Consider the following 25,914-nt stretch of genomic DNA (forward strand, 5'->3'; position numbering starts at 1 on the left):
CTAATAATGATCCCCGGTATTCAATACCGGGGATCATTTTTGTTGCGTTGCTTTGCAATTGCAGGTCATTGAAATTTCTAACGCACGAGCGTCCTCAGCAGACGCGCGCTTTGCTGAATGGAAAGTCCCGGCAGATATGCGCGGCTCAGGGCGCGGCCGATGGCGGGCAACTGCAGCGGGTCCTGGTAGTACAGATAGAGGGTTCTGTACTCGGGCTTGAAACGTGACTTGAACGTCGCCAGAGACCTGAATCCATAGATCGGTTCGAGTGCCCGCCCCACGACGTCAAGGATGCCGGCCAGCACTTCAGTCTCCTGAGCCCGTCCGCCGCCGCCCGCGGGAACAGCAGGGTCCTGGGCCAGAGGCGAACCGGAGAGCGAGATGACCTCGACTGTTTTCCGTAATTCCAGGACGGCGGATGCAATCAGGAACTCCATCACGCCGGGGAAGCCTTCGCCGCGCCGCCGCATGAAGTCCAGCGTCCAGCTCACCACGTGCCCGCCTTCGTACGCCGGCAGCCAGCTCGTCACGCCGTGCACCAGTCCCTGCCCGTCGACGGCGAGGCAGCACAACACGTCCTCGTCCATCAGCTCGTCGACGCCGCCCAGGGTGAACCCCATCTCCGGAACGGTTTTCTGTGCTGCCCACTCCTCGGAAACTTCACTTAGCTGGGTCCGCAGGGACTGTGGGAGGCTGCTGTAGTTGCCCCATCTCGCGTTCACCCCGAGTTTCTTGGCACGGTTGAGCGCAGTGCGGACGTTTTGCCATTCCTTGCCTTTGAACTCCAGTTCGCGCACCGAGAGCCTCGTCTCCTGGGCTACCGAAACCCGGGAGAAACCACGGTCGCTCAGCATTGGCCATAATCCGTCGGTGCAGGAATAGAAGCACGGGATCAAGGCATGGTCGGCGCAGAAGCGCAGAAAGCCTTCAGCAGCCGCCTCACGCCGGAAAGGGTCGCCGAAGGGTCCTCCAAGGGTCAAGGCGACACTGCCGTGCTGTTGGTACGCGATCCCGGCACCTCCGCCCGGCAGAAACCAGTACTTGTTGGGTTCCCACAGGGCCATCCACGAGAGGGAATCGCCGCCTTGCCTCACCAGTTCCCGCGCCGCCTCCCGGTCGTCCGCCCCCGCGTCGGAGTGATCATGGCTCCCCAGCAGCACCATCCAGACGCCTGCGAGTGCAACAATCCAGAAGATGACTCCCGAATAGGCAAACAGGACGGTTTCCAAGGCACTGTGGTTCTCGAAAACCCGCCGGTAGAGTCCGGGCAAGGGTACCGGAAGGTATTGCCGTGCCAGTTCGCCGGCCAGGACCAGCAGCCCTCCGTCCCTCCGCGGGCCACCGGCGGCGTACCAGGACGCGCTATACAGCGAGGCCAGTGCCAGCCAGGTTCCCCCGACCGTAAACGCCAGCGCCCTCAGGGCTCGGGATGAGGTTTGGATGCGGAAGTGACGGCGGTACGCCAGCAGCAGCACCACCAGAAGTACCGGCACAGCGACCAGCGGCAGAACGTGCACGAACTTTGATTCCAGCGCCGAGGTGTCCTGGGGGGATACGGAACCGGCCATCTGGGCGAAGAGCGCCAGGTACACAGCGGAGAGGGCGGCCACGCTCAGCTGGACGACTATGGCAATCCACAGCGCCAGTTTCCGGCCGCGGCGCATCCCGTCGGCGCAGATCAGCAGCAGGATCACCGGTACGACGGCGAGAGCCAGGCCCAGTGGTCCCCCGAGCCCCTGCCTGTCCAGTTCCAGGCAGCCTGCGTCCAGTGTGCCGCCGCAGTTCTCCTCAAGCTGGCTCAGGGTGGGCAGCGGGTTGAGGACAACGTTGCGCAGCAGGGCAAGCGGACCGGCGGGACTCTGTGCAGCGGCGGTGAGCATTGGCCCGATGGCGAAAATGGCGACCGTCAGGGCGAGGAGGTTGCGGGTTTCGCGCCCGGTGGAACGGTGCCGGTGCAGAACTCCCTGGTCACTCTGGATCCACCATCCTGCGGCCAGCCCCAGCAGTGCCCCGAGCAGCCCCACCACGGCTTCGGGGTGTCCCACGTAGAGCACCAGCAGCAGCGCGCTGGACAGCACTGCAGTGCGCAGCCGCCGCTGCCACAGCGCCGGGAACAGGCCGCTGGCTGCGAGGGAGGCGGCGAGGACAGCGGCGTACGGCCCCATCAGCAGTGCATTCGCCATGGACCCGAGCCACGGGTCACCGGCCTGCTCGGCAACCTGGGTGATCAGGAGGAAGAGTGTCACCGAGGCGAACTGTCCTCCGAAATAAAAGACGGCCGTGCGCACCGGGCCGAGCTTCCTCTCGGCAAACCCCAGCAAAAGCAGGATCATGAGCCCGGCGGCCAGGTAAGCCGCGGGATTGCTGGCGAAGAACATGGAGGTGAACAGCGACCACCAGCGCCCGGCTTTGATGCCCTCAGCATTGACGGCCGCGAAATCAAGCATTGATTCGGGCGGCCCCGCCAAAAAGCTGCCGGTGACAGCACCGGCCGCGACGAAAGCCGTCAGCACGGCAAGAGTCAGTGGTGTGGTCCTAAAGTGCTGCAGGCACACCTTCGCAGCCTGCCGGAGCACCTTGGTGAGAGTGTCACCGGCGCCGGCTTGGGATACTGCCGTCAAGGCGCGATGCCCCAGCGCGGGGCGAAGAAATCGAGCGCATCCTGCATGCCCCTGGACACGGTTTCCCAGGAGTGGCCGGAGTTGGCGATGCGGCGGACTTCAACCTCGAATCCTGCTTCGCGGGCGGCAGCCGAGAGCACGTCCATGTAGCCCGTAAACTCGGGGTCGGCGTCTCCGGCAGCAAAGTACACCGCGCTGCCTTCGAAGGTGTGCTGTTTCATCAGATACAGAGGGGTCTGCGCTTCGAAGGCCTTCGTGTCACCGCCGAAAGAAGCCTCCACTGTCTTCTCCCGTTCCTTGGCCAGCGCTGGTTCCTGTTCACTGGCAAAAGCGAGGATGGAACTGTAGAGCTCCGGATGCCTGGTGCCCAGTTGCATGGCGCACGTGCCACCGAACGAAAACCCTCCGACGCCCCAGTTTCTGCGCTCCGCACCGACGTCGAGCGTCTCACTGATCCAGCGGGGAACATCGACGGACAAGTACGTGTCCGCCTTGGCGATACGGCTGTCCATGCAGAGCGAGTTCCCGGAAGAAGAACCGTTGGGATCCACCACCACCACGACCGGGGCGACTCCATTGTGCTTGGCGGAGAACCTGTCCATGTGGCTGCGCAGGGCTCCCCCGGTCAGCCAGTCGGCCGGCCCGCCGGGCTGCCCTGAAAACAGCACCAACACTGGAAGTACGGGCCGTTCCGGGCTCTGGTACGCGGGCGGCAGGTAGATATAGGCCTCGCGGGCGTCGAAACCCGAACTCGTGCCCGGAATGTCGGCTTTCCGAAGCACCCCTTCGGAGGGCAGGCCTTCGGGCCTCACCCATTCTGCGAGCTGTACCGGCACGGCCCCTCCGGCCTGGCGGGTCAGCCCGGCCTCGAGCGGAGGAATGCGGGCAACGGCTGTGCCCAGAAGGTCCCCCACCGTGCGGTTCAGCCCGAAGTAGGCATTCATTTGCACCGAGGACAGCAGGACGACCCCCAGCATGGCTGCCGTGGCGGCGGCCCTGCCTTTCCAGCCGGCACGGGCGAGCCTTGTGGTCCAGAGCAGCACGCCGGCTACTGCCGGGACGGACCACCCGAGCACCTCGCGCGGGAGCTCTTCGGGGAACGTGGAGAAAACGTAAATCAGCAGCCAGTGAACGGCTGCCACAAGGAGGGCGGCCGAGGCCACGGCAAGAACGGGCACCAGGGGCCAGCGTCTGCCGCGGCGCCAGAGCAGGTGAACCGCACCAGCGGCTCCCACAGCCCAAGCGGCCCAAAAAAAGGGCCCGTCCACGAGCCGGATATCGGCAAGGGCGTCCATGCCGGTTAGCGCCAGGTGCCGATGCCAATAACCGGGCCGGCCTCCAGCCAGGAGGAAAGCCCGGTATACGCGTCAAACTTCATCGCGAGCAATACGTCCTGACCCTCGTACTTGAGTTCGACGATCACGACATCCGGCTGTACCTTGACCAGCTCGGCTTCGGTCGGCTGCCGCCGTCCCACGAGCTCCAGCGAACTGCGCGTGAAGCGGTGCTTGGGCCGCACGCTGAGCGAGAGCAGCCTGAACCACTCCAGCTCCGTGTCCTGATAACGACAAACCCCCATCTGCCAGCTCTTTCGAGCCGTGCAAATGGAGGCGTCAACCGTGCCCAGGGCGCGCCGCAGGTTGTAGCGGCGCACCCCCAAAAGGCACAGTGTAAAAATCAGCAACCCAAACGCGGCTGCTATGGCGATGAACGGAAAACCAGTAACGTCCATCAAGGTCGTGCTAGCGGATCCCCGCAGTGGCCGCGTCGCCCAGCTGGGCGTTGTCAGCAACAATAACCACCCGGTTGTTGTCGACGGAGAAGAATCCCCCGTCAACAACTACAGCGATACGGTCACCGGAAACCGGCTCGATTGCCATTTCACCTTCGGCCAGAATCGCCAGCAGGGGCGAGTGGCCGGGCAGGATTCCGATTTCACCATCGCTGGTGCGGGCCTTGACCATCTTGGCCGCTCCGGACCACACGAAGTGGTCCGCTGCGACAATCTCAACCTCAAGCTCAGCCATATTACTTGGTCTGTTCCTGGATCTTGGCCCACTGGCGCTCAACGTCATCGAGGCCGCCGACGTTGAAGAACGCCTGCTCTGCGATGTGGTCCAGCTCGCCGTCGCAGATGGCGGTGAAGCCCTCGATGGTGTCCTTGATGGAAACCGTTGAGCCTTCGACGCCGGTGAACTGCTTGGCGGTGTAGGTGTTCTGCGAGAGGAACTGCTGGATGCGGCGTGCACGCGACACGACGATCTTGTCCTCTTCGGAGAGTTCGTCAACGCCGAGGATGGCGATGATGTCCTGGAGTTCCTTGTTCTTCTGCAGGATCTGCTTCACACGGACAGCCGTGTTGTAGTGGTCCTTGCCGATGTACTGGGCGTCCAGGATTCGTGACGTCGACGTCAGCGGGTCCACAGCGGGGTACAGACCACGGGAAGCAATTTCACGGGAAAGTTCCGTGGTTGCATCGAGGTGTGCGAACGTGGTGGCGGGTGCCGGGTCGGTGTAGTCATCTGCGGGAACGTAGATGGCCTGCATCGAGGTGATGGAGTGGCCCTTGGTGGACGTGATGCGCTCCTGGAGGAGGCCCATCTCGTCAGCCAGGTTGGGCTGGTAGCCCACAGCCGACGGCATACGGCCGAGGAGGGTGGAAACCTCGGAGCCTGCCTGGGTGAAGCGGAAGATGTTGTCGATGAAGAGCAGCACGTCCTGCTTCTGGACATCGCGGAAGTACTCCGCCATGGTCAGGGCAGACAGTGCAACGCGCAGTCGCGTTCCCGGCGGTTCGTCCATCTGGCCGAATACAAGGGCGGTGTCCTTGAGGACGCCTGCCTCTTCCATTTCAACCCAGAGGTCGTTTCCTTCACGCGTACGCTCGCCTACGCCGGCGAAAACGGAAGTACCGCCGAAGTTGCGGGCAACACGGGTGATCATTTCCTGGATCAGCACGGTCTTGCCGACACCGGCGCCACCGAAGAGGCCGATCTTTCCACCCTTGATGTACGGGGTGAGAAGGTCGATGACCTTGATGCCGGTTTCCAGCATTTCGGTCTGGCCTTCAAGCGAGGCGAACGAAGGCGCCTTGCGGTGGATCGGCCAGCGTTCCGTGGTCTCCAGTTCGGACTCAGCAATGTCCAGGGGCTGGCCCAGAACGTTGAAGATGTGTCCCTTGACTCCGTCGCCGACGGGAACTGAAATCGGAGCGCCGCTGTCAACCACAGACGTGCCGCGGACGAGTCCGTCGGTTGCCTGCAGGGCAATGGCGCGAACAAGGTTATCGCCCAGGTGCTGGGAGGTCTCGAACGTGATGGGGCGGGTCTCACCGTTGAGGGTAATCTCGGCGGTGAGGGCGTTGTAAATCGAGGGGATTGCGTCAGCCGGGAATTCGACGTCGACAACCGGGCCAATAACACGTGCAATACGGCCGGTGGCACCGGACGTTGCGGCTACGTGTTCGGTAGCGGTGGCAGTCATCTCTCTCACTTCACTCAGTAGATGGCGTGGGGGTTAAGTTTATCTGTGGTGCAGGTCGGGCTGGGTCCGAGATCCGGCAGGCTAGGACGCGAGGGCGTCGGCGCCGGCCACGATTTCGGAGAGCTCCTGCGTGATTTCCGCCTGGCGGGCGGTGTTGCGCAAACGCGTGTACTTCTTGATGAGGTCCGTGGCGTTGTCGCCCGCGGACTTCATGGCCCGCTGGCGGGCAGCGAGCTCCGAAGCCGCCGCCTGCAACATGGCTGCGAAAATCCGGGATTCGATGTACCGCGGCAGCAGAGCATCGAGAACCTGCTCTGACTCCGGTTCGAACTCGTACAAGGGCAGCAGGTCCGATTCGGAGGCAGGCTGCTCATCTACAACTTCTAGCGGAAGAAGACGGATGACCGTCGGCTCCTGGGTCACCATGGACTTGAAGCGGGTGTACACAACGTGGATCTCGTCCACGCCGTCCTCTTCGTAGTCCGTTGCGAAATCCTTCAGCAGTGTCGCGCCGATTTCCTGCGCCGTAGCGAACTCCGGTGCGTCGGTGCCGCCGGTCCAGACCCCTCCGTAGGAGCGGCCACGGAAGTCGAAGTACGCCTGTGCCTTGCGGCCCACCAGGTAGGTCTTGACTTCCTTGCCCTCGGCACGGAGAAGCTCATTGAGGCCCTCGGCCTGCTTGAGCACGCTTGCCGAGTAGGATCCTGCCAGGCCGCGGTCAGAGGTAATGACCAGCACTGCGGCGCGGCGGATGTTCTCCGGCTCGGTTGTCAGAGGGTGGTCGATTTCGCTCTGGCTTGCAACGGCAGAAACGGCGCGCGTGATCGCGTTTGCGTAAGGCAGTGAAGCTGCTACGCGTGCGCGGGCCTTGCCGATGCGCGAGGTAGCGATCAGTTCCATCGCCTTGAAGATCTTCCGCATCGACGTCGTCGAGGCGATCTTCTGGCGGTAGACCCGAATCTGGGCTCCCATACTTATCCTTTCCTAAGATCCCGATGGCCGGGACTGCCGGAACCCTGCGGGGTTCCGGCAGTCCCTGCCAACGAAACTAGCGCTTCTGCCTGACGATTTTTTCCTGGTCGACCTGGCCCTCGGAGATGGCTTCATGCTCCTCGTGGCCGGCGCCTACCAGATGGTTGTCGCCTTCGCCGAAGAAGCCCTTCTTGAAGTCGACGATCGCGTCCTTCAGCGCTGCTGCGGTGTCATCATCCAGGACGTTGGTCTGAGCCAGCGTGGTGAGGATGGACGACTTGCGCTTCAGGTGCTCAAGGAACTCGGACTCGAAGCGGCTGATGTCCTCGACGGGAACGTCGTCCAGGTGGCCCTGGGTTCCTGCCCAGATGGACACAACCTGGTCCTCGACCGGGAACGGCGAGTACTGGCCCTGCTTGAGCAGTTCCATCAGGCGTGCGCCACGGGTCAGCTGCTGGCGGGAAGCGGCGTCCAGGTCGGATGCGAACATCGCGAACGCCTGCATGTCGCGGTACTGGGCAAGGTCCAGCTTCAAGGTACCGGAGACCTTCTTCATGGACTTGACCTGTGCCGCACCGCCGACGCGGGAAACGGAGACACCAACGTCAACAGCGGGGCGCTGGTTGGCGTTGAAGAGGTCCGACTGCAGGAAGATCTGGCCATCGGTAATGGAGATCACGTTGGTCGGGATGTAAGCCGAAACGTCGTTTGCCTTGGTCTCGATGAGCGGCAGGCCGGTCATCGAGCCGGCACCGAGCTCGTCGGAGAGCTTGGCACAACGCTCGAGAAGACGGGAGTGCAGGTAGAACACGTCGCCCGGGTAGGCTTCGCGTCCCGGCGGGCGGCGGAGCAGCAGCGAAACTGCACGGTAGGCCTCGGCCTGCTTGGAGAGGTCATCGAACACGATGAGGACGTGCTTGCCGCCGTACATCCAGTGCTGGCCGATGGCGGACCCGGCGTAGGGAGCCAGGTACTTGAAGCCGGCGGGGTCAGAAGCCGGTGAGGCGACGATCGTGGTGTATTCCAGTGCGCCGTTGTCTTCCAGCGTCTGGCGGATGGCCGCGATGGTGGACGCCTTCTGGCCGATTGCCACGTACACGCAGCGAACCTGCTTGGTCACATCGCCGGAAGCCCAGTTGGCCTTCTGGTTGATGATCGTGTCGATGGCAATGGCGGACTTACCGGTCTGGCGGTCGCCAATGATCAGCTGGCGCTGGCCGCGGCCGATCGGAATCATGGCGTCGATGGCCTTCAGACCGGTCTGCATCGGCTCGTGCACCGACTTGCGCTGGGTCACGCCGGGAGCCTGGAGCTCCAGTGCGCGGGTGGTCTCAGCCTTGATCTCGCCGAGGTCGTCGATGGGCACGCCCAGCGGGTCAACGACGCGGCCAAGGAACGCGTCGCCAACCGGCACGGACAGAACCTGTCCAGTGCGGTGGACTTCCTGGCCTTCTTCGATCCCGGTGAAGTCACCGAGGACGATGACACCGATCTCGCGGACGTCGAGGTTCTGGGCCAGGCCCAGGGTGCCGTCTTCGAAGCGAAGCAGCTCGTTCGCCATGACCGAGGGAAGGCCCTCAACACGGGCGATGCCGTCACTTGCGGTGGTAACACGGCCGACCTCTACGCGCTCTGCGTTTCCGGGTTCGTAGGACGCCGCGAACTCGTTCAACGCATTACGGACGTCGTCGGCGTTGATGGTCAATTCGGCCATCTGCAGTCCCTGCTCTCCTGTTTTCGTGATCATCGTTGCTCACGATGACCGGGGTTTCTATCAGTTAAGTTGTGCTTGTCCGGCTAGCCGGCCAGTTGGCGTTGCAGCTCGCCCAGACGGGTGAGGACAGAAGCGTCGAGCACTTCGTCGCCCACCTGTACGCGGATGCCGCCGATCAGCAAAGGATCAACCTTGACGTTGATCTTGAGCTCGCGTCCGTAGAGGGAGTTGAGCCCCGCCTGCAGACGGCTGGCCTGCGTCTCCGTCATGGGCCGCGTGACACTGACCGTTGCAATCCAGCGCTGCTGGCGCTTTGCGGCGAGCTCGGCAAACCGGGCGACGAGCCTGGTTGCCTTGATACCGCGCGGCTGCGACACTGCCTGACCGATCAGGACCTTTGCTTCCTCGCCTACGCCAGGAACGATCCTCTCGGCCAGGGTGATCTTTGCTGCGGCGCTGGCCTGCGGTTCAGACAGAGCACGCTGCACCTCGTGGCTGGAAGCCACAGCCTGGTTGAATGAGAACAAATCGTTCTCGAGCTCTTCCAGTCCGGTGATGCCGGAGGCAGAAACGGCCGACTTGTTTTCTGCAACGGCGATTACCACCGTTGCGGCAAGCGTCTCGAGTGCATCGCCGATGTCTCGCGCCGATGCCCAGCGTGAGCTGGCCAGTCCGGCCGCGATCTCCGCAGCCTCAGTGGAGACCTTCCCGCTGAACAGCTGCCTGATCAGCGCTGACTTTTCCTCACCGCTGCGGGACGGGTCCGTCAGGGCACGGCGCAAGCCAGCCGAGCTGTCCACCGTTCCCAGGATTCCGAAGAGTTCCTTTGCCAACTGCAGCGATGCAAATGGAAGCCTGGCTTCCAGCCCGGTCAGCGCTTTGGTCAGCGATTCGCTCGATACACCTGCCATTACTTTGCTACACCTGCGTTCTGGTTCTCCAGATCAGCCAGGAAGCGGTCAACAACACGTGCCGCGCGCTCGTCGTCGCTCAGCGACTCACCGACGATGCGGCCAGCCAGCGTGGTGGCAAGGGTGCCCACCTCTGAACGCAGGGAGACCACGGCCGCCTGACGCTCGGATTCGATCTGTACGTGTGCCTGCGCCGTGATGCGCGCAGACTCGGCAGCAGCCTTCTCCTTCAGCTCCGCAAGGATCAGGGCGCCTTCGGCACGGGCCTCCTCGCGGATGCGGTTGGCCTCTGCGCGTGCGTCGGTGAGCTGCTGCTTGTACTCCTCGAGCGCTGCGGAAGCCTCGGCCTGGGCCTTCTCAGCCTTGGCGATGCCGCCTTCGATGGCCTCAGCACGCTCTGCGAACGTCTTCTCGAACATCGGGACAACAAACTTGACCACGATGAAAAAGAGGACAGCAAAGCCGGCGAGGACGACGCCCATTTCCCAGACATTGGGAACGAGCGGGTTAGCCGCCGCTGCGCCATCTACGGCGGCTGAGATGATCAGCTGATTCATATTTCACCCGTCCTTATCTACTCGGTTCTGAATGTTCGCTAGTTCTGCTGGACTAGCTAAGAACGAATGCGAAGACCAGACCCAGGATGGCGAGGGCTTCAGTCAGCGCGAGGCCGAGGAATGCGATCGGCTGCAGGACGCGCTGGGCTTCCGGCTGACGTGCCACACCGTTGATGTAAGCAGCGAACACGAGACCCACACCGATACCACCGCCGATGGCGGAGAGGCCGTAGCCGATGAGGTTGAGGGAGCCGTTGATGGAGCCTTCCATTTTTCTTCCTTTCAAGATGCCAACTCTGTGGCAGGTTGTTTGGGTTGCTTCATCCCCGCGAGGGGGAAGTTTAGGGGTGCCTAGTGGCTGTCGGCGTGAATAGCGCCTTCGATGTAGATAGCCGTCAGCAGGGTGAAGACGTAGGCCTGCAGTGCCATGATCAGCGCTTCGAGCATGTACATCGCGATTGCACCGGCCAGGACCAGAACAGAGGTCCCCTTCAGAAGAACGTTTTCCTGCATGACGAGGAACTCAATCCCCGAGCCGGCGATCATGACGATCAGGTGGCCTGCCAGCATGGTGGCGAACAGACGGAGGCTGTGCGTGACAGGACGGACCAGGAAGTTGGAGATGATCTCGATCGGGATGACGATCGGCAGGATGTAGACCGGGACACCGGAGGGAACCGTGGCAAGCTTGAAGTAACGCAGGCCGTTCTTTTTGACGCCGATGGCGATCCAGGTGATGTACACGATGGCGGCCAGGACGTAGGCACCGCCCACGTGGGAGAAGCTCGGCAGCTGGATCAGCGGGATCGCGCCGTAGATGTTGTTCACCAGGATGAAGAAGAACAGCGTGAACAGCAGCGGGACATACTTCATGAAGTCCCTGCCGCCGATGATGTCCTTGGCGATGCTGTTGCGGACGAAGCCGTAGGCCATCTCGCCGGCGAACTGCAGCTTGCCAGGAACCATCTGCTGCTTCCGCGCAGCTAGCATAAAGAATGTAGCGATAATGACGACGGACAGGATTACCAGCAGCATCTGCTTGGAGAATCCGTCATGCGCACCGAACGGCAGGATCGCCGGCAGGTGCATTTCTTCAATTCCGGGAGGCGTGAAGACTCCTGAATTTTGGGCCGGGAGCGCAAGCGCGATCAACGCGTTTCCTCTCTGCAGTGTCCATCGTTGGGCGTTGGTTGGGTTCCGGCGTGACTCATGCTCGCCCTCCCCCTTGTAAAGTTATTTGGCATTACTGGTCCCCGTCCTCGGACGGGCCGCTGGCTGCACCATTCCCACCAGTCGGTTTCTTCGAACTGGTGAGGCCGTGCATATGGGATAAATAGAATCCTCCCGCAGCTCCAAGCAGAGCGCCTGCGAGCACGATCCAGCGGGTTCCCCACAGATAATCCAGACCCCACCCTATCAAACTCCAGACCATGATTCCGCCAATAATGTAGCTGAACACGGCGATTCCAGCGTTGTAACCGCCGTCACCATTCCTGGTGGAGTCGCCAGGGGTGCCGGCCGGTTTGCGGGCGTCGTCGGCAGGGTTGTTTTCGGAGTGGCGCCGCTTAGACATCAGTGGTTCCCCCGTCCGATTGTGGTTTTGGCTGTGGGTCATTGAAGATCTGCAGGCGCGCCTTGCTGAAGCCATAGATTTCGGCACCCTGCCAGAACACCACAGCCACGACAGCCCCGATCAGGAACCAGCGTTCGTGCAGCCATGCCGGCGCTCCGAGAACGAAAAGCACGACCGCAAAGCCTATGACTTTTACGAAGTAAGTCGCGACGAACAGGCCGACGGCGCCGGACGGATTGTTTTTGCCGACAAAGTGGCCGATCAGCAGGCTGATGGCAAAAAATGCCATCACCAGCAGGCCGCCGAACGTGCTCGAAAGCAGCCCGACCCAGCCGTTCAGAATCAGGGCAACGATGCCCGCGAGCAGCAGCGCTCCGCCGGCTGTTGCCGAGCTCAGGCCCAGCAGACCGAGCCACAGCGACTGTCCGGGACCGGATGCGCCAACGGATCCGTTGCCGGACAGAGGTCCGGGCTCGGCGTCGGAGGTCATGCGGTCCCAATCGTTGGAGGCAGGTGAATTAGGTGCAGGACATACCTGCCCCTGAATTCTACACGAGATAGAAATTATTATGGAACCACCGGCTACTGCGGCGTATCAGCGCTGCGGCGGCTCAAATACGGCCAGGCCGTGATGAGCCCCATGCCCAGTGTTGCCATGAGATCGAGGGCCAGCACAATCTGCCACGGGTAGACAGCAAATGCGAGGCCTCCGAACGACAAGACGGCCGCCCACAGGTAGAGCAGCATCACCGCGGTGCGGTGGGAGTAGCCGATATCCATGAGCTTGTGGTGAAGATGCCCGCGGTCAGCGGACCAGGGCGAACGGCCGACGGCGGTGCGCCGGACCACCGCGAGGCCCAGGTCGAGCAGCGGCAGGAAGAGGACGGCAAACGGCAGCAGGATGGGGATGATCGTGGGGATACCGTTCACGCGGTCATAGAGGCCCGAAGTGATCTGTCCCGTTGAGACCACACCGGCGGACGCCATCAGCAGGCCTATCAGCATGGCTCCGGAGTCGCCCATGAAAATCTTCGAGGGAAACCAGTTGTGCGGCAGGAAGCCCAGGCAGCTGCCCACCAGGACTGCCGTGAGGAGGGTTGCCAGGTCGGAGCGGTCCAGGATGGGCGCGTTCCGGTGGACCCAGTAGGCGGTCAGGAAGAACGCGGACCCGCCGATGACCGCAACCCCGGCCGCGAGCCCGTCCAGGCCGTCGATGAAGTTGAATGCGTTCATCGTGACGACGATGAGGCCTGTGGTCAGGAGGATGTTCACAGGGTCCGAGTTAAAACTGATCGGCTCCGGAACGAATGGAATGACGGTCATCCGCACGCCCCAGACAGCCACGACGAGCGCCGCCAGGCTCTGCCCGATCAGCTTGACCCACCAGCGCAGATCCAGGAGGTCGTCAGCGACGCCGACGAGCACGATGACGGCCGCACCCGCCAAGACACCCCAGGGCGCCGCGTTTCCCCGGAAGATGTCCTTCACGAAGAAGGACTGGCTGGCCACAACCAGCGCCACGAGCACCCCGGCAAAGATCCCCAGCCCGCCCAGTCGCGAGACCGGGCTGGAATGCATGTCCCGGCTGCGGATCGGCGCGAACAGCTCAAGCCGGTTGCCGACCAGCCGCGCGCCCCAGGTTGCCGCATAGGACACGGTGGCCGCTGTCAGCATCATGCTCAGGTACATGATCATGGGTTCATCCCCGCCCGGCCGGCGCTCAGGGAGCCTGAGCGCCGAGCCTGGCGGCCGCTCCCGCGGAGGGAGCGCGCAGCGACGCTGTGCTGCATTTTATACCGACGCAGATTCGGGGTCCGGCTGGGGGGACTGTAGGGGCTCGATAGCTGTGGATCTGACGTGCAATAAATGAAACTTCTCCGTCGCCATGCGCACAGACAGGCACTGCATGAGTGCCTGACAGGGCTGTATTACAGTGGACTCTAGTCAAGATACTAATGCCAACGGGTACATCGCTTCGCGTCACACGGCCTCATGCCGGCGGGAAACTTGCCGACGGCCGCGCTGAAAGGATCCCGTAATGCCAGTGTCCGTCGCCGTTGCTGCCGTGACGTTTGACCGTCCCCGTGAACTCGCCGTTCTCCTTAACGCCATCAACAGCCAGACGGCTCCGGTGTCGTCGATCTGCCTTGTGGACAGCGGCACCGTTCCCGCCAGGGAGGTGGCCGAGGGGCACCACAACGTGGACTACATCCGCTCGGAGGCGAACCTCGGCGGAGCCGGCGGGTTCTCGCTGGCCGTCCTGAAGGCCGTGGCCAGCGGTGCTGACTGGATCTGGATGATGGACGACGACGCCGAGCCGGCGGACACCGAATGCCTGGCCACCCTGATCCGGGAGGCCGAGGCCCGGGACCTTGAGGCCGTGGTTCCGCTGGTCGTGGCGCCCGGGCACCCCGACCGGCTGTCCTTTTTCTTCCGGCTGGACGGCAAAGTGACCCACGACCGCGCCGCGCTGGAAAAGGTGGGTTTCCTTCCCCAGGACGGGCATTTCTTCAACGGGGCACTGATTCGTTCAGACGTCTTCTTCAAAGTGGGCCTGCCCGACATGCGCCTCTTTATCCGGGGCGACGAGGTGGACTTCACCATCCGTCTGCGCAAGGCGGGGATCCGGTTCGGCACCGTCACCACGGCGGCGATCAGCCATCCCCACGCCTTCTCCGAAACCCAGCACGTCTTTGGCCCCCGGTGGCACGTCATCGTTCCGGAGTCGGCGTTCAAGCGTTACTACTACTACCGCAACCGCGGCTACCTGATCCGCCGCTACTTCCGCATCAAGTCCCTGACTGCCGACGTCGGCGGCTACCTGGGATACTTCCTGCGCCGCGGTGACTTCCGCGGCCTGGCCGACTGGTTCAGGGCATTTTCGACGGGCCTTCGCGGCAAGGGTTTCGGCCCGCTCAAGGACCAGAAGTTCTAGAGCTCCCGTGGTTGCCCGCTGCCGTCCGGCGTTGCAGGCGGCGCCGGACCAGCAGGCCGAGCAGCACCCACGGTTCACCCAGAACGCGGTACGCAACGCGCCGCGGGTGAAGCACGAGCCGCCAGGCCCATTCAAGACCAAGCCTGCCGAGCCAGCGCGGCGCCAGCTTTTGAATGCCGGCAATCTGCTCGATGGCACCGCCCACGGCGCAGTAGACCGCCGGAGGCAGCGAGCCGAGGCGGCGCCGCAGCACTTCTTCCTGCAGGGGCATGCCCAGGCCAACGAGCACCAACTGGGGCCGCTGCTCCGCAAGCCACGCCGCCGCGGCCTCTTCAATGTCGTCGTTCCAGCCATCGCCGGGCATGCCGGAGACCGTAGCCCCGGGAACGATGCCCTGCAGCTTTGCCACAGCGCGCGCATTGGCCACAGGTCCTGCCCCGAGGACTGCGATCCGCTCCAGTCCGCGGACCTCTCCCAGCGCCGGAATCCAGTCGGTCGAACCCAACCGGTAGTCCATGACGGGCATGGCGTGGTTCTTTCCCCGCCCCCACAGCCACAGCACAGGGGCGCCGTCGATCAGGACAACGTCGCTGTCCTCGTAGAATTTGCGGAATTCAGGTTCGGAATGGAACAGCGTGACGCTGTGGAGGTTGTGTCCGACGACGGTCCGCGTGGTGCCGTCAGCAATGAACCTGTTGAGTACTCCGGTAAGTCCTGCCACGTCCAGCGGAGTGGCTTCGACTCCCAGGACGGGTACCGCCTGGCGCTGGAGCATCATTCGGCTGCAGCGTCCGCACCGGCAGCATGGCCGTTGATGTCGAGCAGCCCGGGCACCACTTCCCTGAGCCGTTCCAGGCTCACGGCGCCTTCCCGCACCACTCGCAGCGGCCGGGACGTGGCGTCCACGATCGTGGAGGGCAGGGCATCGGTTCCCTCAACGGGACGGAATCCGCCTTCCAGATAGACCTCCACCGACTCGGCAAGCTGGGAGCGGGCTTCAAAGGCGGTCTGCGCTGGTGCCTGCCCGGTCCTGTTGGCGGACGAGACGGCCAGCGGCCCGGTCAGTGTCAGCAGTTCCTGCGCCACTTCATCGGCCGGAATCCTGAGCGCCACGGTTCCCTTGGTGTCACCCAGGTCCCAGTCCAGCGAGGGCTGCGCGTGCAGGATCAGCGTCAGTCCGCCGGGCCAGAAGGCCTCCGCCAGCTGGCGCGCCTCAGGAAAGACATCGGTGGCCAGGCCGTCCAGGGCGTTCAGGCGCGGCATCAGCACGGGGGGCGGCATGCTCCGGCTGCGGCCCTTGGACACCAGCAGCATGGTGACGGCCTGCGGCGAAAACGCGTCCGCGGCGATCCCGTAAACGGTGTCCGTGGGAAACACCACGCACTTCTTCTCGAGGATGGCACGCCGTGCGTGAGCCAGTCCTGCGGTGCGCTCATCGTCGGCCATGCAGTTATAGGTAGTGGTCACTGCCTTATTCTTTCATTACTCCGCGCCCGCCGTGGCGAGGACGGCGCTGGTTGCACGTTCCTTGCCGTTGAGGTCCACGTGCGTGGTGACTTCCGTCCACCGGCCCGTCCGGGACAGCATGGCCGCGATCCAGGCGGCCTGGACTTCGGCGTGTTCCATCACGAAGTACCCGCCGGGAACCAGCAGCCGCGCCGCAGAGGCGGCAGCCGCCGTCGGCAGTTCCATGCCGTCCGCTCCCCCGCCGTAAAGCGCTTCGGGCGGGTCGTGGAGCGCCACTTCGGGTTCGTTCGGGATAGCCTCGGCGGGGATGTAGGGCGGGTTGGACACAACGACGTCGAAGGTACCGTTGAGTTCCTGCAATGCGTCCCTCAGGTCCCCGCGGATGAGCCGGACGTTGAGGGGCTGGAGGTTTTTTGCCGCCCAGGCGTGCGCGAACTCGCTGTACTCCACAGCATGGACCTCGGCCTCGGGCACCTCGTGGGCCACGGAGCCCGCAATGGCCCCCGAACCGGTGCCCAAATCCACCACTTTGGGGTGGCGAGCCCCAGCACGGATCAGTGCGTGGAGCCGGTCGATGACCAGCTGGACCACCGACTCCGTTTCCGGGCGGGGAATGAAGACGCCGGGGCCCACGGCCAGCTGAAGGTAGCGGAAATGCGCGACGCCGGTAATGTGCTGCAGCGGAATGCGCCGGGCACGCTCGGCCACCAGTTCCGCATAGCCGGCCGGTGCCGGCGTATCGCCGAGCATCATGGCCCGCAGCCTTCCCAAGCCGACGCCCAGCAGGTGGTCGGCCAGCAGTTCGGCGTCAACCCTGGGGCTCGGAACTCCGGCAGCGGCCAGGAGTCCGGCGGCCTCACGGACGGCATCGCCAAGGGACAGCCCCGACTGGGGCGGATCATGCTCGGACGTCATCTGTTTTTTGGCGGTCCGGCTAGTCGCCGATGGCGTCCAGGCGCGCCTGCTCGTCCATCTCGATGGCAGACTGGATCACCGGTTCAAGGTCGCCGTTCATGACCTGGTCCAGGTTGTACGCTTTGTAGCCGGTGCGGTGGTCAGCGATCCGGTTTTCCGGGTAGTTGTAGGTGCGGATCCGCTCGGAACGGTCCATGGTGCGAATCTGGGATTTCCGCTGGGCCGAGTTTTCGGCGTCGATCTGTTCCTGCTGGTGCGCCAGGATCCGGGCACGAAGAACGCGCATGCCGGCTTCGCGGTTCTGCAGCTGCGACTTCTCGTTCTGCATGGCCACCACGATGCCGGTCGGAAGGTGGGTGATGCGCACCGCCGAGTCGGTGGTGTTGACGGACTGGCCGCCGGGGCCCGACGACCGGTAGACGTCGATCTTGAGGTCGTTCTGGTTGATTTCAAGCTCTTCAGGCTCGTCCACCTCGGGAAGGACCAGCACGCCGGCAGCCGAGGTGTGGATGCGGCCCTGCGATTCGGTGACGGGCACGCGCTGCACGCGGTGCACGCCGCCCTCGAACTTCAGCCGCGCATAAACGCCTTCGGCGGGGTCGTTCGAGCTGCCCTTGACGGCCATCTGGACGTCCTTGTAGCCACCCAGATCCGACTCGGTTGCGGAAATGATTTCGGTCTTCCAGCCGCGCGACTCCGCATAGCGGGTGTACATGCGCAGGAGGTCACCGGCGAACAGTGCGGCCTCGTCGCCGCCTTCACCGCCCTTGACCTCAAGGATCACGTTGCGGGCATCGTCCGGGTCGCGCGGAATGAGGAGCCGGCGAAGCTTCGCAGCGGTCGTCTCGAGGGCGGCCTCAAGCTCGGGCACCTCGGCGGCGAACTCAGGATCCTCGGCAGCCATTTCCTTGGCTGCCGCCAGGTCATCCTGGAGCCCGTGCCACTTGTGATAGGCCTCCACAATGCCGTTAAGCTGCGCGGACCGCCGCCCCAACTTCCGCGCCAGCTTCTGGTCAGCATAGACAGCCGGATCGCCCAGCTGAGCCTGAATAGCATCATGCTCATCAAGCAGGCCCTGTACGGACTCAAACATTTTCAAAACCTTTCAACGCTTGCGTACTAGTTTAGTGACGCAAGACGGACTCAGGTGACACGAGGGCCGCCGTCGGATATTTTGCCGGCCAGGGAGTGGCATCGGGCCTGTCGGAGCGTTGCTGCTGACGTACGCAGTACGTCAGCAGCAACGCGGAGGGGCGGGGCCGGCAAAATATCCGACGGTCCCACAACGCGAAGGGGCGGGGACGGAAAACCCGCGCGGCGAACCACGCGAGGTAACCGCACCCCGCCCCTAAAGCCAGCTACTTGTCGTTATCCGACTTAGCACCAAGCGTCGTCTTCTGAACCTGCATGAGGAACTCGACGTTGCTCTGAGTCTCCCGGATCTTGTTGGTCAGGAGTTCAAGGCTCTGCTGGGTTTCGAGTCCGGAGAGGACGCGGCGCAGCTTCCACATGATCTTGACCTCTTCAGGCGAGAGGAGGTTCTCTTCGCGCCGGGTACCGGACGCGTTGACGTCCACGGCCGGGAAGATGCGCTTGTCAGCCAGCTGGCGGGACAGGCGGAGCTCCATGTTGCCGGTGCCCTTGAACTCTTCGAAGATGACCTCGTCCATCTTGGAGCCGGTCTCGACGAGCGCGGTGGCCAGGATGGTCAGCGAGCCGCCGTTTTCGATGTTGCGGGCGGCACCGAAGAAGCGCTTCGGCGGGTACAGGGCTGCGGAGTCGACACCACCGGACAGGATGCGGCCAGAGGCCGGTGCTGCCAGGTTGTAGGCGCGGCCCAGGCGGGTCATGGAGTCGAGGAGCACCACGACGTCCATGCCCATTTCCACGAGGCGCTTGGCGCGTTCGATGGAGAGCTCGGCCACGGTGGTGTGGTCGTCGGCGGGACGGTCGAAGGTGGAGGCGATGACCTCACCCTTGACTGTGCGCTGCATGTCCGTGACTTCTTCGGGGCGTTCGTCAACGAGCACCATCATGAGGTGGACCTCAGGATTGTTGGTGGTGATGGCGTTGGCGATGGACTGCAGGATGAGGGTCTTGCCGGCCTTCGGCGGCGAGACGATGAGGCCGCGCTGTCCCTTGCCGATCGGGGCAACCAAGTCGATGACGCGGGGGCCGATCTTCTTGGGGTCCGTCTCGAGGCGGAGGCGCTCGGACGGGTACAGCGGAACCAGCTTGGCGAACTCCACGCGGTCCTTGAGGTCCTCGGAGGTCTTGCCGTTGACCGAGGTCACGCGGACCAGGGCGTTGAACTTCTGGCGTGCGGACTGCTGGCCGCGGTCCTCCCCATCGCGCGGAGCGCGGATGGCACCGACGACGGCGTCGCCCTTGCGCAGGTTGTACTTCTTGACCTGGGCGAGGGACACGTAGACATCGTTCGGGCCCGGCAGGTAGCCGGAGGTGCGGATGAAGGCGTAGTTCTCCAGGACATCCAGGATGCCTGCCACGGGCAGCAGGACGTCGTCATCGGTGACCTCGACGTCGTCGACGTCGGGACCCTGGCTGCGTCCCCGGCGGCGGTCGTTGCGGTCACGGAAGCGGTCGTTGCGGTTGCCGTCCCGGCTGTCGGACCGTTCGTTGCGGTCCCGGCGGTTGCGGCGGTTCCGGCGGCTGCCGCCATCGGTGTCGTCGCCGTCGCGGCCGTCATCGCGACGGTTGTCACGGCCGCCTGCGCTTTCAGCAGAGTCGCGGCCACCTCGGGTGCGGCCGGCTTCGCGGCGGTCTGTGCGCTGTGCGCCCTCGCCGGCGTCGCCGCCCTGTTCGCGCGTTTCAGCACCGCGCGTTTCAGCACCGCGCGTTTCAGCACCTCGGGCTTCGCCACCGCGGGCTTCAGCACCGCGGGTTTCAGTCGGAGCGGCTTCGGCCGGGGCCTCGGCTGTTTCGGCCTGTGGAGCCGCTGCGGCGGCCTCGCCGCGGCGGCGGTTCCGGGTGCGCGGCGGGCGGCGTTCGCCGGCGCCTTCGCCGGCTGCGGCTTCGGGGGCCTCGGCCGATGCCGGGGCAGCCGGTGCCTCGACGGCGGCGGGCTCGGCGGCAGGTTCAGCGGCGGGAGTGGAGATTACACCGTCGCTGACAGCGCGGCGGCTGCGGCCACGGCCCCGGGCACGGGTGCCTTCCTGGGCCGGGGCTTCCGTCGCTGCAGCCGGTGCGGCCGGAGCCGTTGCGTCTGCAGCAGCGCTGCTGTCGCCGGTGGTCTTCGCAGCAGTCCGGGCCGGAGCCTTGGGTGCCGAAGTACCCGCACGATGCGCCGAAATGGCAGAGACGAGGTCTCCCTTGCGCATGCGGGAACCGCCGGAAATACCAAGCTGGCTGGCAAGAGCCTGCAGCTGGGCGAGCTTGAGGCCGGCGAGGCCGCTGCTCTTGGCGGGTGCTTCCGTCAACGATCCGGAAGCTGAAGATGGTGTATCCACAGCTGGCGACAGCTCAGTGGTTTCGGTCACGAAGGATCCTTCCCCCTCGACGGCGTCCAGACTGGGAGCTGGACGCGATGATTTGATCTGGGCTGCAGTTCAGATCTGCAGCCGGGATTTTTCGGCCTTGCCGGATGGAATTCGCGGCAGGGCCGGATACTGATCGCCTTCAACGCTCCGTAATTCAGCGGGACGTCGGACTGACGGGTCAGGGAACAGAATGTTTTCTGTAAACCCCGTCAGGCCAAGGAGGCGGCACCGGAAAATACTGCGCATTACGAAGACGAAGCAGCAGCAGAACTGAGCAGGTCAGGACCGGAATAGGCAACATGGCCGATAATCAGGTTCTTGACTGCACGGTCTTGGCTGCAGGGCCCCTTGACTGCAGAGTCGCTGTCTGACTGCATAACTGCGATGACTGAATGCGGGTTTACCGCCGGTGCACTCCCACTTTAGCACCTTCAACGTCCACTGCCAGCTTCATCACTCGCCAGTTGATATCAGGCGTCTTCGCTGCCGTGAACGTATCGATGAAGTGCAGCACATCGGCGGCTTCCGCCTCGCCGTTGGCGAGTACCAGGACGGTGGGCCCTGCGCCGGAAACGACGGCGGCATGCCCGGTTTGGCGCAGTGCCTTGATGAGGGCGGCGCTGGGCCGCATCGCCTCCGCGCGGTAGCTCTGGTGAAGGAAGTCTTCGGTGCCGGCAAGCAGCAGTTCCGGCTTGTTCGTCAGGGCGTGGATGAGGAGTGCGGCGCGGCCGGAGTTCATGGCTGCTGCGTGGTGCCCCACCGAGGCCGGCAGCAGGGCACGCGCGGCTTCCGTGGACAGCTCATAATCGGGCACGGCCACGATGGGGATGACGGCTTCATTCACTGCGGCGCAGGTGCTGCTGTACTGGTCACTGTCCTGCCACGACAGCGCCAGTCCACCGAAAATCGCCGGGGCGACGTTGTCCGGGTGCCCCTCCATTTCACTGGTCAGCTGGAGGATCCAGTTCCGGTCCTGCTGCTCCCCCGCGGGAAGCAGGGCGTTTGCTGCAGTAACGGCGGCCACCACCGCGGCCGCAGACGAACCCAGACCGCGGCCGTGCGGGTTGACGTTCTCCGCCGTGATCTTCAGGCCGTTGTGGCGGTAGCCCAGGCGCGCGAACGCCGCATTCATGGCCCTGACCACAAGGTGGCTGGCATCGCGGGGCAGGGACGCGGCACCCTCACCGTTGAGCTCGAAAACCAGTTCTCCGCTGTCGAGGCTCTCGATCGTCAGGGTGTCGTGCAGCGTCAGGGCGAGGCCGAGGCTGTCATAGCCCGGCCCGAGGTTCGCGCTGGTGGCAGGCACCCGGACAGTAACCTGCTGCCCGCTTTGAATGGCGGGCAGCTGGGCGGTTTGGGGCAGCATGGTTTCCAACGTTACTTGTCTTCCAGTCCCAGCTCGGCGGCGACCGTGACAACATCGTTGGACACCTTGACGGGCTGGACATCGCTGCCGTCTTCCGTCCGCAGGGCCCACTGGGGGTCCTTCAGTCCGTGGCCGGTGACGGTGATGACGATCGTCTTGCCCGAAGGAACCTCGCCGGCCTCATGCTTCTTGAGGAGGCCCGCGACGCCTGCGGCGGAGCCGGGCTCCACGAAGACACCCTCCTTGGAGGAGAGCCAGCGGTGGGCTGCCAGGATTTCGTCGTCCGTCACGGCGTCAATGAAGCCGCCGGACTCGTCACGGGCGGCAATGGCGCCGTCCCAGGAAGCAGGGTTGCCGATGCGGATGGCAGTGGCGATGGTGTCCGGCTCAGTGATGGGGTGGCCGGCTACAAACGGGGCGGCACCCGCGGCCTGGAAGCCCCACATTCGGGGAGTGCGGGTGGAAACAGCGGGAAGGGTGCCGGCTGTCGCGGATTCGAACGGCGCCGAGTACTCCTTGTAGCCCTTCCAGTACGCGGTGATGTTGCCCGCGTTGCCGACTGGCAGCACGTGGATGTCCGGGGCATCGCCGAGGGCGTCCACGATTTCGAAGGCTCCGGTCTTCTGTCCCTGGATGCGGGCAGGGTTGACTGAATTCACCAGGAAGACCGGGTAGGACTCGCCAAGCTTGCGGGCGATGTCCAGGCAGTTGTCGAAGTTGCCGTCGACCTGCAGCAGGGTGGCGCCGTGGGCGATCGCCTGGCTGAGCTTGCCCATGGAGATCTTGCCTTCCGGCACCAGCACTGCGCACTTCAGGCCGGCGGCCGTGGCGTAGGCCGCGGCGGATGCAGACGTGTTGCCGGTGGAGGCGCACACTACAGCCTTGGCGCCTGATTCCACGGCGGCGGTCATGGCCATGGTCATGCCGCGGTCCTTGAAGGAACCGGTGGGGTTCATGCCTTCGACCTTGAGGTACACCTCTGACCCGGTCAGCTCCGAGAGCTTCTGCGCGTGGACGAGCGGCGTGCCGCCCTCACCGAGGGTAATGACCCTGGTTTTCTCCGTTACGGGCAAACGATCAGCGTATTCGCGGATGACTCCGCGCCATTGGTGAGCCACTTAGACTCCTTCTACCCGAAGTACGGATGTAACTGAATTGATGACATCGAGGCCCTTGACGGCTTCGACGGTTGCTGCCAGTGCAGCTTCGCTTGCCCGGTGCGTGACGATCCGCAGTTCGGCCGATTCCACGTTGGATTCTGCGTCACGGTGGATGGTCTGGCGCATCGTCTCGATGGAAACGCCATGCTCGGCGAACAGCTGGGCGATCTTCGCCAGGACGCCGGGCTGGTCGGCAACGTCCAACCCGATGTAGTAGCTGGTGTTGACGGCGTCGATGGGCAGTGCCGGAACGTGGCCCGTGGTGGATTCGATGCGGCCCGGGCCGCCCAGGACGATCCTGCGGGCTGCCGAGACGAGGTCGCCCAGCACAGCAGACGCGGTCGGCGTTCCGCCGGCGCCCTGGCCGTAGAACATCAGCTCACCGGCGTTCTCCGCTTCAACGAAGACCGCGTTGAAGGCTCCGCGGACGGCAGCCAAGGGGTGTTCCCGGGGAAGCAGGGTGGGGTGCACGCGCACCGAGACGCCGTCGCCGCCGTCGGCATCCGTCAACTGCTCGGCGATAGCCAGCAGCTTGATGACGAACCCGGCCTCTTTGGCCGCGGCGATGTCGGCAGCGGTGACACCGGTGATGCCCTCGCAGTGGACGTTCGCAAGGTCGAACCGCGTGTGGAAGGAAAGCGACGCGAGGATGGCAGCCTTTGCTGCCGCGTCCAGGCCTTCGATGTCGGCGGTGGGGTCGGCCTCGGCATAGCCCAGCCGCTGGGCCTCGGCAAGGGCGTCGGCGAACTGGGCACCCGTGCTGTCCATCTGGTCAAGGATGAAGTTGGTGGTGCCGTTCACGATGCCCAGGACGCGGGTGATGCGGTCCCCGGACAGGCTGTCGCGGATGGGGCGCAGGATCGGGATGGCGCCTGCCACGGCCGCCTCGTAGGACAGCTCGACGCCGGCCTTGTCCGCCTCTTCGTACAGGGCGGGGCCGTCGGCGGCAAGCAGGGCCTTGTTGCCCGTGACGACGCTGGCGCCGTTCTGGAGGGCCGCAACGATCAGGGAGCGGGCCGGCTCCAGGCCGCCCATCAGCTCGATGACCAGGTCGGCGTCCTTGACCAGGGTTTCGGCATCCGTGGTGAACAGTTCGCGCGGAAGGTCCACCTCACGCTCGGCGTCGATGTTGCGCACGGCGATGCCCGTGAGCTGCAGGTGGGCACCCGTGCGGGGGGCCAGGGTGTCGGCGTCGTCCGTGAGAATCCGCGCCACCTGAGCCCCGACGTTGCCACAGCCCAACAGGGCCACTTTCAGGGTTCGCAATTCAGTCATTCAGGCTCCCATGTCGCGGTTCAGCAGATCTTCTTCGGTTTCCCCGCGGACAATCAGCCGGGGAGACCCGTCGCGCACAGCGACAACGCCCGGCCGGGCCAGATAGTTGTAGTTGCTTGACAGGGCCCAGCAGTAGGCGCCGGTCCCCGGTACAGCGAGCAGATCACCGGCTGCCACGTCCTCGGGCAGATATACATCTCTAACAACTATGTCGCCGCTCTCGCAATGTTTGCCCACTACTCGGGACAGCTGCGGAGCCGATGCGGAGGTTCTCGAGGCGAGGATCGCGGAATAATCCGCGTCGTAGAGCACCGGGCGGGCGTTGTCGCTCATGCCTCCGTCCACCGACACATAACGGCGGGCGTACGTAACGTTTTTTCCGGCGGCTTCGGCGCCACCGGTGGCGGGGGCGTCCACGCGGACGGTCTTCCGGGTGCCCACTTCGTACAGCGTGAAGGTGCTGGGGCCCACGATGGCACGTCCCGGTTCGATCGAGATCCGCGGTGCTGGAATGCCCAGTCCAGCGCATTCGGAGCGGACGACGGCGGCCATCGCCTGCGCGATGTCGGCCGGCGGGCGGGGGGTGTCCACCGGCGTGTAGGCGATGCCGTAGCCGCCGCCGAGATCGAGCTCGGGAAGGCGGATCGAGTACTTTTCCTGCATCTGCGCCAGGAAGCCAAGGAGCTTCACCGCGGCCAGGGCAAAGCCGTCGGGTTCGAAGATCTGGGAACCGATGTGGCAGTGCAGGCCGAGCAGTTCGATGCCTGAGTAGCTTGTTGCCGCGGCAACGGCTTCCTCGGCCGCAGAGAGACCTGCCTGGTCGGTGGAGTCTCCTGCCATGGACAGGCCGAACTTCTGGTCTTCGTGGGCGGTGGCGATGAATTCGTGGGTGTGGGCGTGCACGCCCGGGGTCAGGCGCAGCATGACCTTGGCCGTTTCGCCCCGTTCGGACGCTATTTTGGCCACCCGCTCCAGCTCGTCCAGGCTGTCCACCACGATGCGGCCGAGCTTCATCTCCAGTGCACGGTGGATCTCGGCGTCCGACTTGTTGTTGCCGTGCAGGCTGAGGACGGCACCGTCAATGCCCGCACGCGCGGCCACGGCAAGTTCACCGCCGGAACAGGTGTCCAGGCGCAGGCCCTCCTCAGCCACCCACCGCGCCACAGCGGAGCAGAGGAAGGACTTGCCTGCGTAGTAGACATCCACTCCCCCGCAGACGTCGGCGAAGGCCTCGTCAAAGGCATCCTTGAAGGAGCGGGCGCGGGCGCGGAAGTCCGACTCGCTCATGACAAACAGCGGCGTCCCAAACTGTTCCTTAAGCGCGCTGACCGGAATCCCGTCAACTGCCAGTTCGCCGTCGGAATTCCGACCGACTCCGGCGGCCCACATGGGCTCGTGGAGCGCGTTCAGGTCCGCCGGCAGCGCCAGCCAGTCCGGGGCGAGGGGGGAAGAGGCGTCTGCAGTCATT

General features: G+C 64.4%; 24 protein-coding genes. 1 reads left to right on the forward strand and 23 read right to left on the reverse strand.

Going from position 1 to position 25,914, the window contains the following annotated elements:
- Positions 1 to 77: 77 nt before the first annotated feature.
- From AC6CH3_RS04340 to AC6CH3_RS04405, 14 genes are all read right to left on the reverse strand, one after another.
- Positions 78 to 2,621 (reverse strand): phosphatidylglycerol lysyltransferase domain-containing protein, encoded by a 2,544-nt coding sequence (locus AC6CH3_RS04340; RefSeq protein ID WP_498131275.1) that lies wholly within the window; start codon positions 2,619 to 2,621, stop codon positions 78 to 80.
- Entirely contained in the window at positions 2,618 to 3,916 is a 1,299-nt protein-coding gene (locus AC6CH3_RS04345) for an alpha/beta hydrolase (RefSeq protein WP_498131276.1), read from the reverse strand. Before AC6CH3_RS04345 ends, AC6CH3_RS04340 begins: the two co-directional genes overlap by 4 nt.
- Positions 3,917 to 3,921: 5 nt before the next feature.
- Complete coding sequence (locus tag AC6CH3_RS04350; protein WP_498131277.1) at positions 3,922 to 4,353, reverse strand: DUF2550 domain-containing protein; 432 nt, start codon at positions 4,351 to 4,353, stop codon at positions 3,922 to 3,924.
- A 10-nt stretch (positions 4,354 to 4,363) separates the two neighbouring features.
- Positions 4,364 to 4,648, reverse strand: a complete 285-nt coding sequence (locus tag AC6CH3_RS04355; protein WP_205653639.1) for a F0F1 ATP synthase subunit epsilon — start codon at positions 4,646 to 4,648, stop codon at positions 4,364 to 4,366.
- A gap of 1 nt (position 4,649) precedes the next feature.
- Positions 4,650 to 6,104 carry a F0F1 ATP synthase subunit beta gene (atpD, locus tag AC6CH3_RS04360; RefSeq protein WP_309106540.1) on the reverse strand — a complete coding sequence of 485 codons (1,455 nt, stop codon included), beginning with the start codon at positions 6,102 to 6,104 and terminating at the stop codon, positions 4,650 to 4,652.
- Positions 6,105 to 6,185: 81 nt separating this feature from the next.
- Positions 6,186 to 7,076 (reverse strand): F0F1 ATP synthase subunit gamma, encoded by an 891-nt coding sequence (locus tag AC6CH3_RS04365; protein ID WP_205653637.1) that lies wholly within the window; start codon positions 7,074 to 7,076, stop codon positions 6,186 to 6,188.
- 76 nt (positions 7,077 to 7,152) lie between these two features.
- On the reverse strand, positions 7,153 to 8,790 hold the full coding sequence (gene atpA, locus AC6CH3_RS04370) for a F0F1 ATP synthase subunit alpha (RefSeq protein ID WP_498131370.1): 1,638 nt from the start codon (positions 8,788 to 8,790) through the stop codon (positions 7,153 to 7,155).
- Between the two features lie 83 nt (positions 8,791 to 8,873).
- The gene (locus AC6CH3_RS04375; protein ID WP_498131278.1) at positions 8,874 to 9,701 is read right to left on the reverse strand and encodes a F0F1 ATP synthase subunit delta; all 828 of its coding nucleotides are present in this window, start codon (positions 9,699 to 9,701) and stop codon (positions 8,874 to 8,876) included.
- Positions 9,701 to 10,258, reverse strand: coding sequence for a F0F1 ATP synthase subunit B (locus tag AC6CH3_RS04380; protein ID WP_498131279.1), 558 nt, complete (start codon positions 10,256 to 10,258; stop codon positions 9,701 to 9,703). Before AC6CH3_RS04380 ends, AC6CH3_RS04375 begins: the two co-directional genes overlap by 1 nt.
- Before the next feature lie 52 nt (positions 10,259 to 10,310).
- Positions 10,311 to 10,529 (reverse strand): ATP synthase F0 subunit C, encoded by a 219-nt coding sequence (gene atpE / locus AC6CH3_RS04385; RefSeq protein WP_011692451.1) that lies wholly within the window; start codon positions 10,527 to 10,529, stop codon positions 10,311 to 10,313.
- Positions 10,530 to 10,609: 80 nt separating this feature from the next.
- A complete protein-coding gene (gene atpB / locus AC6CH3_RS04390; RefSeq protein ID WP_498131280.1) occupies positions 10,610 to 11,410 on the reverse strand; it encodes a F0F1 ATP synthase subunit A in 801 nt (266 codons plus the stop codon).
- A gap of 91 nt (positions 11,411 to 11,501) precedes the next feature.
- Positions 11,502 to 11,831 carry a hypothetical protein gene (locus AC6CH3_RS04395; RefSeq protein WP_498131281.1) on the reverse strand — a complete coding sequence of 110 codons (330 nt, stop codon included), beginning with the start codon at positions 11,829 to 11,831 and terminating at the stop codon, positions 11,502 to 11,504.
- Entirely contained in the window at positions 11,824 to 12,321 is a 498-nt protein-coding gene (locus AC6CH3_RS04400) for a Cg1360 family ATP-synthase-associated protein (protein WP_498131282.1), read from the reverse strand. Before AC6CH3_RS04400 ends, AC6CH3_RS04395 begins: the two co-directional genes overlap by 8 nt.
- Positions 12,322 to 12,413: 92 nt before the next feature.
- Positions 12,414 to 13,526, reverse strand: coding sequence for an MraY family glycosyltransferase (locus AC6CH3_RS04405; RefSeq protein ID WP_498131283.1), 1,113 nt, complete (start codon positions 13,524 to 13,526; stop codon positions 12,414 to 12,416).
- Between the two features lie 343 nt (positions 13,527 to 13,869).
- On the opposite strand from AC6CH3_RS04405, the gene AC6CH3_RS04410 reads away from it, so the two are divergent.
- Positions 13,870 to 14,766 (forward strand): glycosyltransferase, encoded by an 897-nt coding sequence (locus AC6CH3_RS04410; protein ID WP_498131284.1) that lies wholly within the window; start codon positions 13,870 to 13,872, stop codon positions 14,764 to 14,766.
- Here the strand turns inward: AC6CH3_RS04410 and AC6CH3_RS04415 are convergent.
- From AC6CH3_RS04415 to lysA, 9 genes are all read right to left on the reverse strand, one after another.
- Positions 14,747 to 15,544: a WecB/TagA/CpsF family glycosyltransferase gene (locus AC6CH3_RS04415; RefSeq protein ID WP_498131285.1), complete on the reverse strand. Its 798-nt coding sequence runs from the start codon at positions 15,542 to 15,544 to the stop codon at positions 14,747 to 14,749. The two genes, AC6CH3_RS04410 and AC6CH3_RS04415, sit on opposite strands and share 20 nt — an antisense overlap.
- Complete coding sequence (locus tag AC6CH3_RS04420) at positions 15,541 to 16,233, reverse strand: L-threonylcarbamoyladenylate synthase (protein WP_498131286.1); 693 nt, start codon at positions 16,231 to 16,233, stop codon at positions 15,541 to 15,543. The genes AC6CH3_RS04415 and AC6CH3_RS04420 overlap by 4 nt, the downstream gene beginning before the upstream one ends.
- 15 nt (positions 16,234 to 16,248) lie before the next feature.
- Positions 16,249 to 17,148, reverse strand: a complete 900-nt coding sequence (prmC, locus tag AC6CH3_RS04425; protein WP_498131287.1) for a peptide chain release factor N(5)-glutamine methyltransferase — start codon at positions 17,146 to 17,148, stop codon at positions 16,249 to 16,251.
- Positions 17,149 to 17,167: 19 nt separating this feature from the next.
- On the reverse strand, positions 17,168 to 18,241 hold the full coding sequence (prfA, locus tag AC6CH3_RS04430; RefSeq protein ID WP_498131288.1) for a peptide chain release factor 1: 1,074 nt from the start codon (positions 18,239 to 18,241) through the stop codon (positions 17,168 to 17,170).
- 265 nt (positions 18,242 to 18,506) lie between these two features.
- On the reverse strand, positions 18,507 to 20,645 hold the full coding sequence (rho, locus tag AC6CH3_RS04435) for a transcription termination factor Rho (protein WP_498131289.1): 2,139 nt from the start codon (positions 20,643 to 20,645) through the stop codon (positions 18,507 to 18,509).
- Positions 20,646 to 21,045: 400 nt separating this feature from the next.
- On the reverse strand, positions 21,046 to 22,011 hold the full coding sequence (gene thrB, locus AC6CH3_RS04440; RefSeq protein ID WP_498131290.1) for a homoserine kinase: 966 nt from the start codon (positions 22,009 to 22,011) through the stop codon (positions 21,046 to 21,048).
- Between the two features lie 11 nt (positions 22,012 to 22,022).
- On the reverse strand, positions 22,023 to 23,129 hold the full coding sequence (thrC, locus tag AC6CH3_RS04445; protein ID WP_498131291.1) for a threonine synthase: 1,107 nt from the start codon (positions 23,127 to 23,129) through the stop codon (positions 22,023 to 22,025).
- The gene (locus AC6CH3_RS04450) at positions 23,130 to 24,446 is read right to left on the reverse strand and encodes a homoserine dehydrogenase (protein WP_498131292.1); all 1,317 of its coding nucleotides are present in this window, start codon (positions 24,444 to 24,446) and stop codon (positions 23,130 to 23,132) included.
- Entirely contained in the window at positions 24,447 to 25,913 is a 1,467-nt protein-coding gene (gene lysA, locus AC6CH3_RS04455) for a diaminopimelate decarboxylase (RefSeq protein WP_498131293.1), read from the reverse strand.
- Position 25,914: the final 1 nt, after the last annotated feature.

The organism is Arthrobacter sp. GQ119 (genome assembly GCF_059759125.1).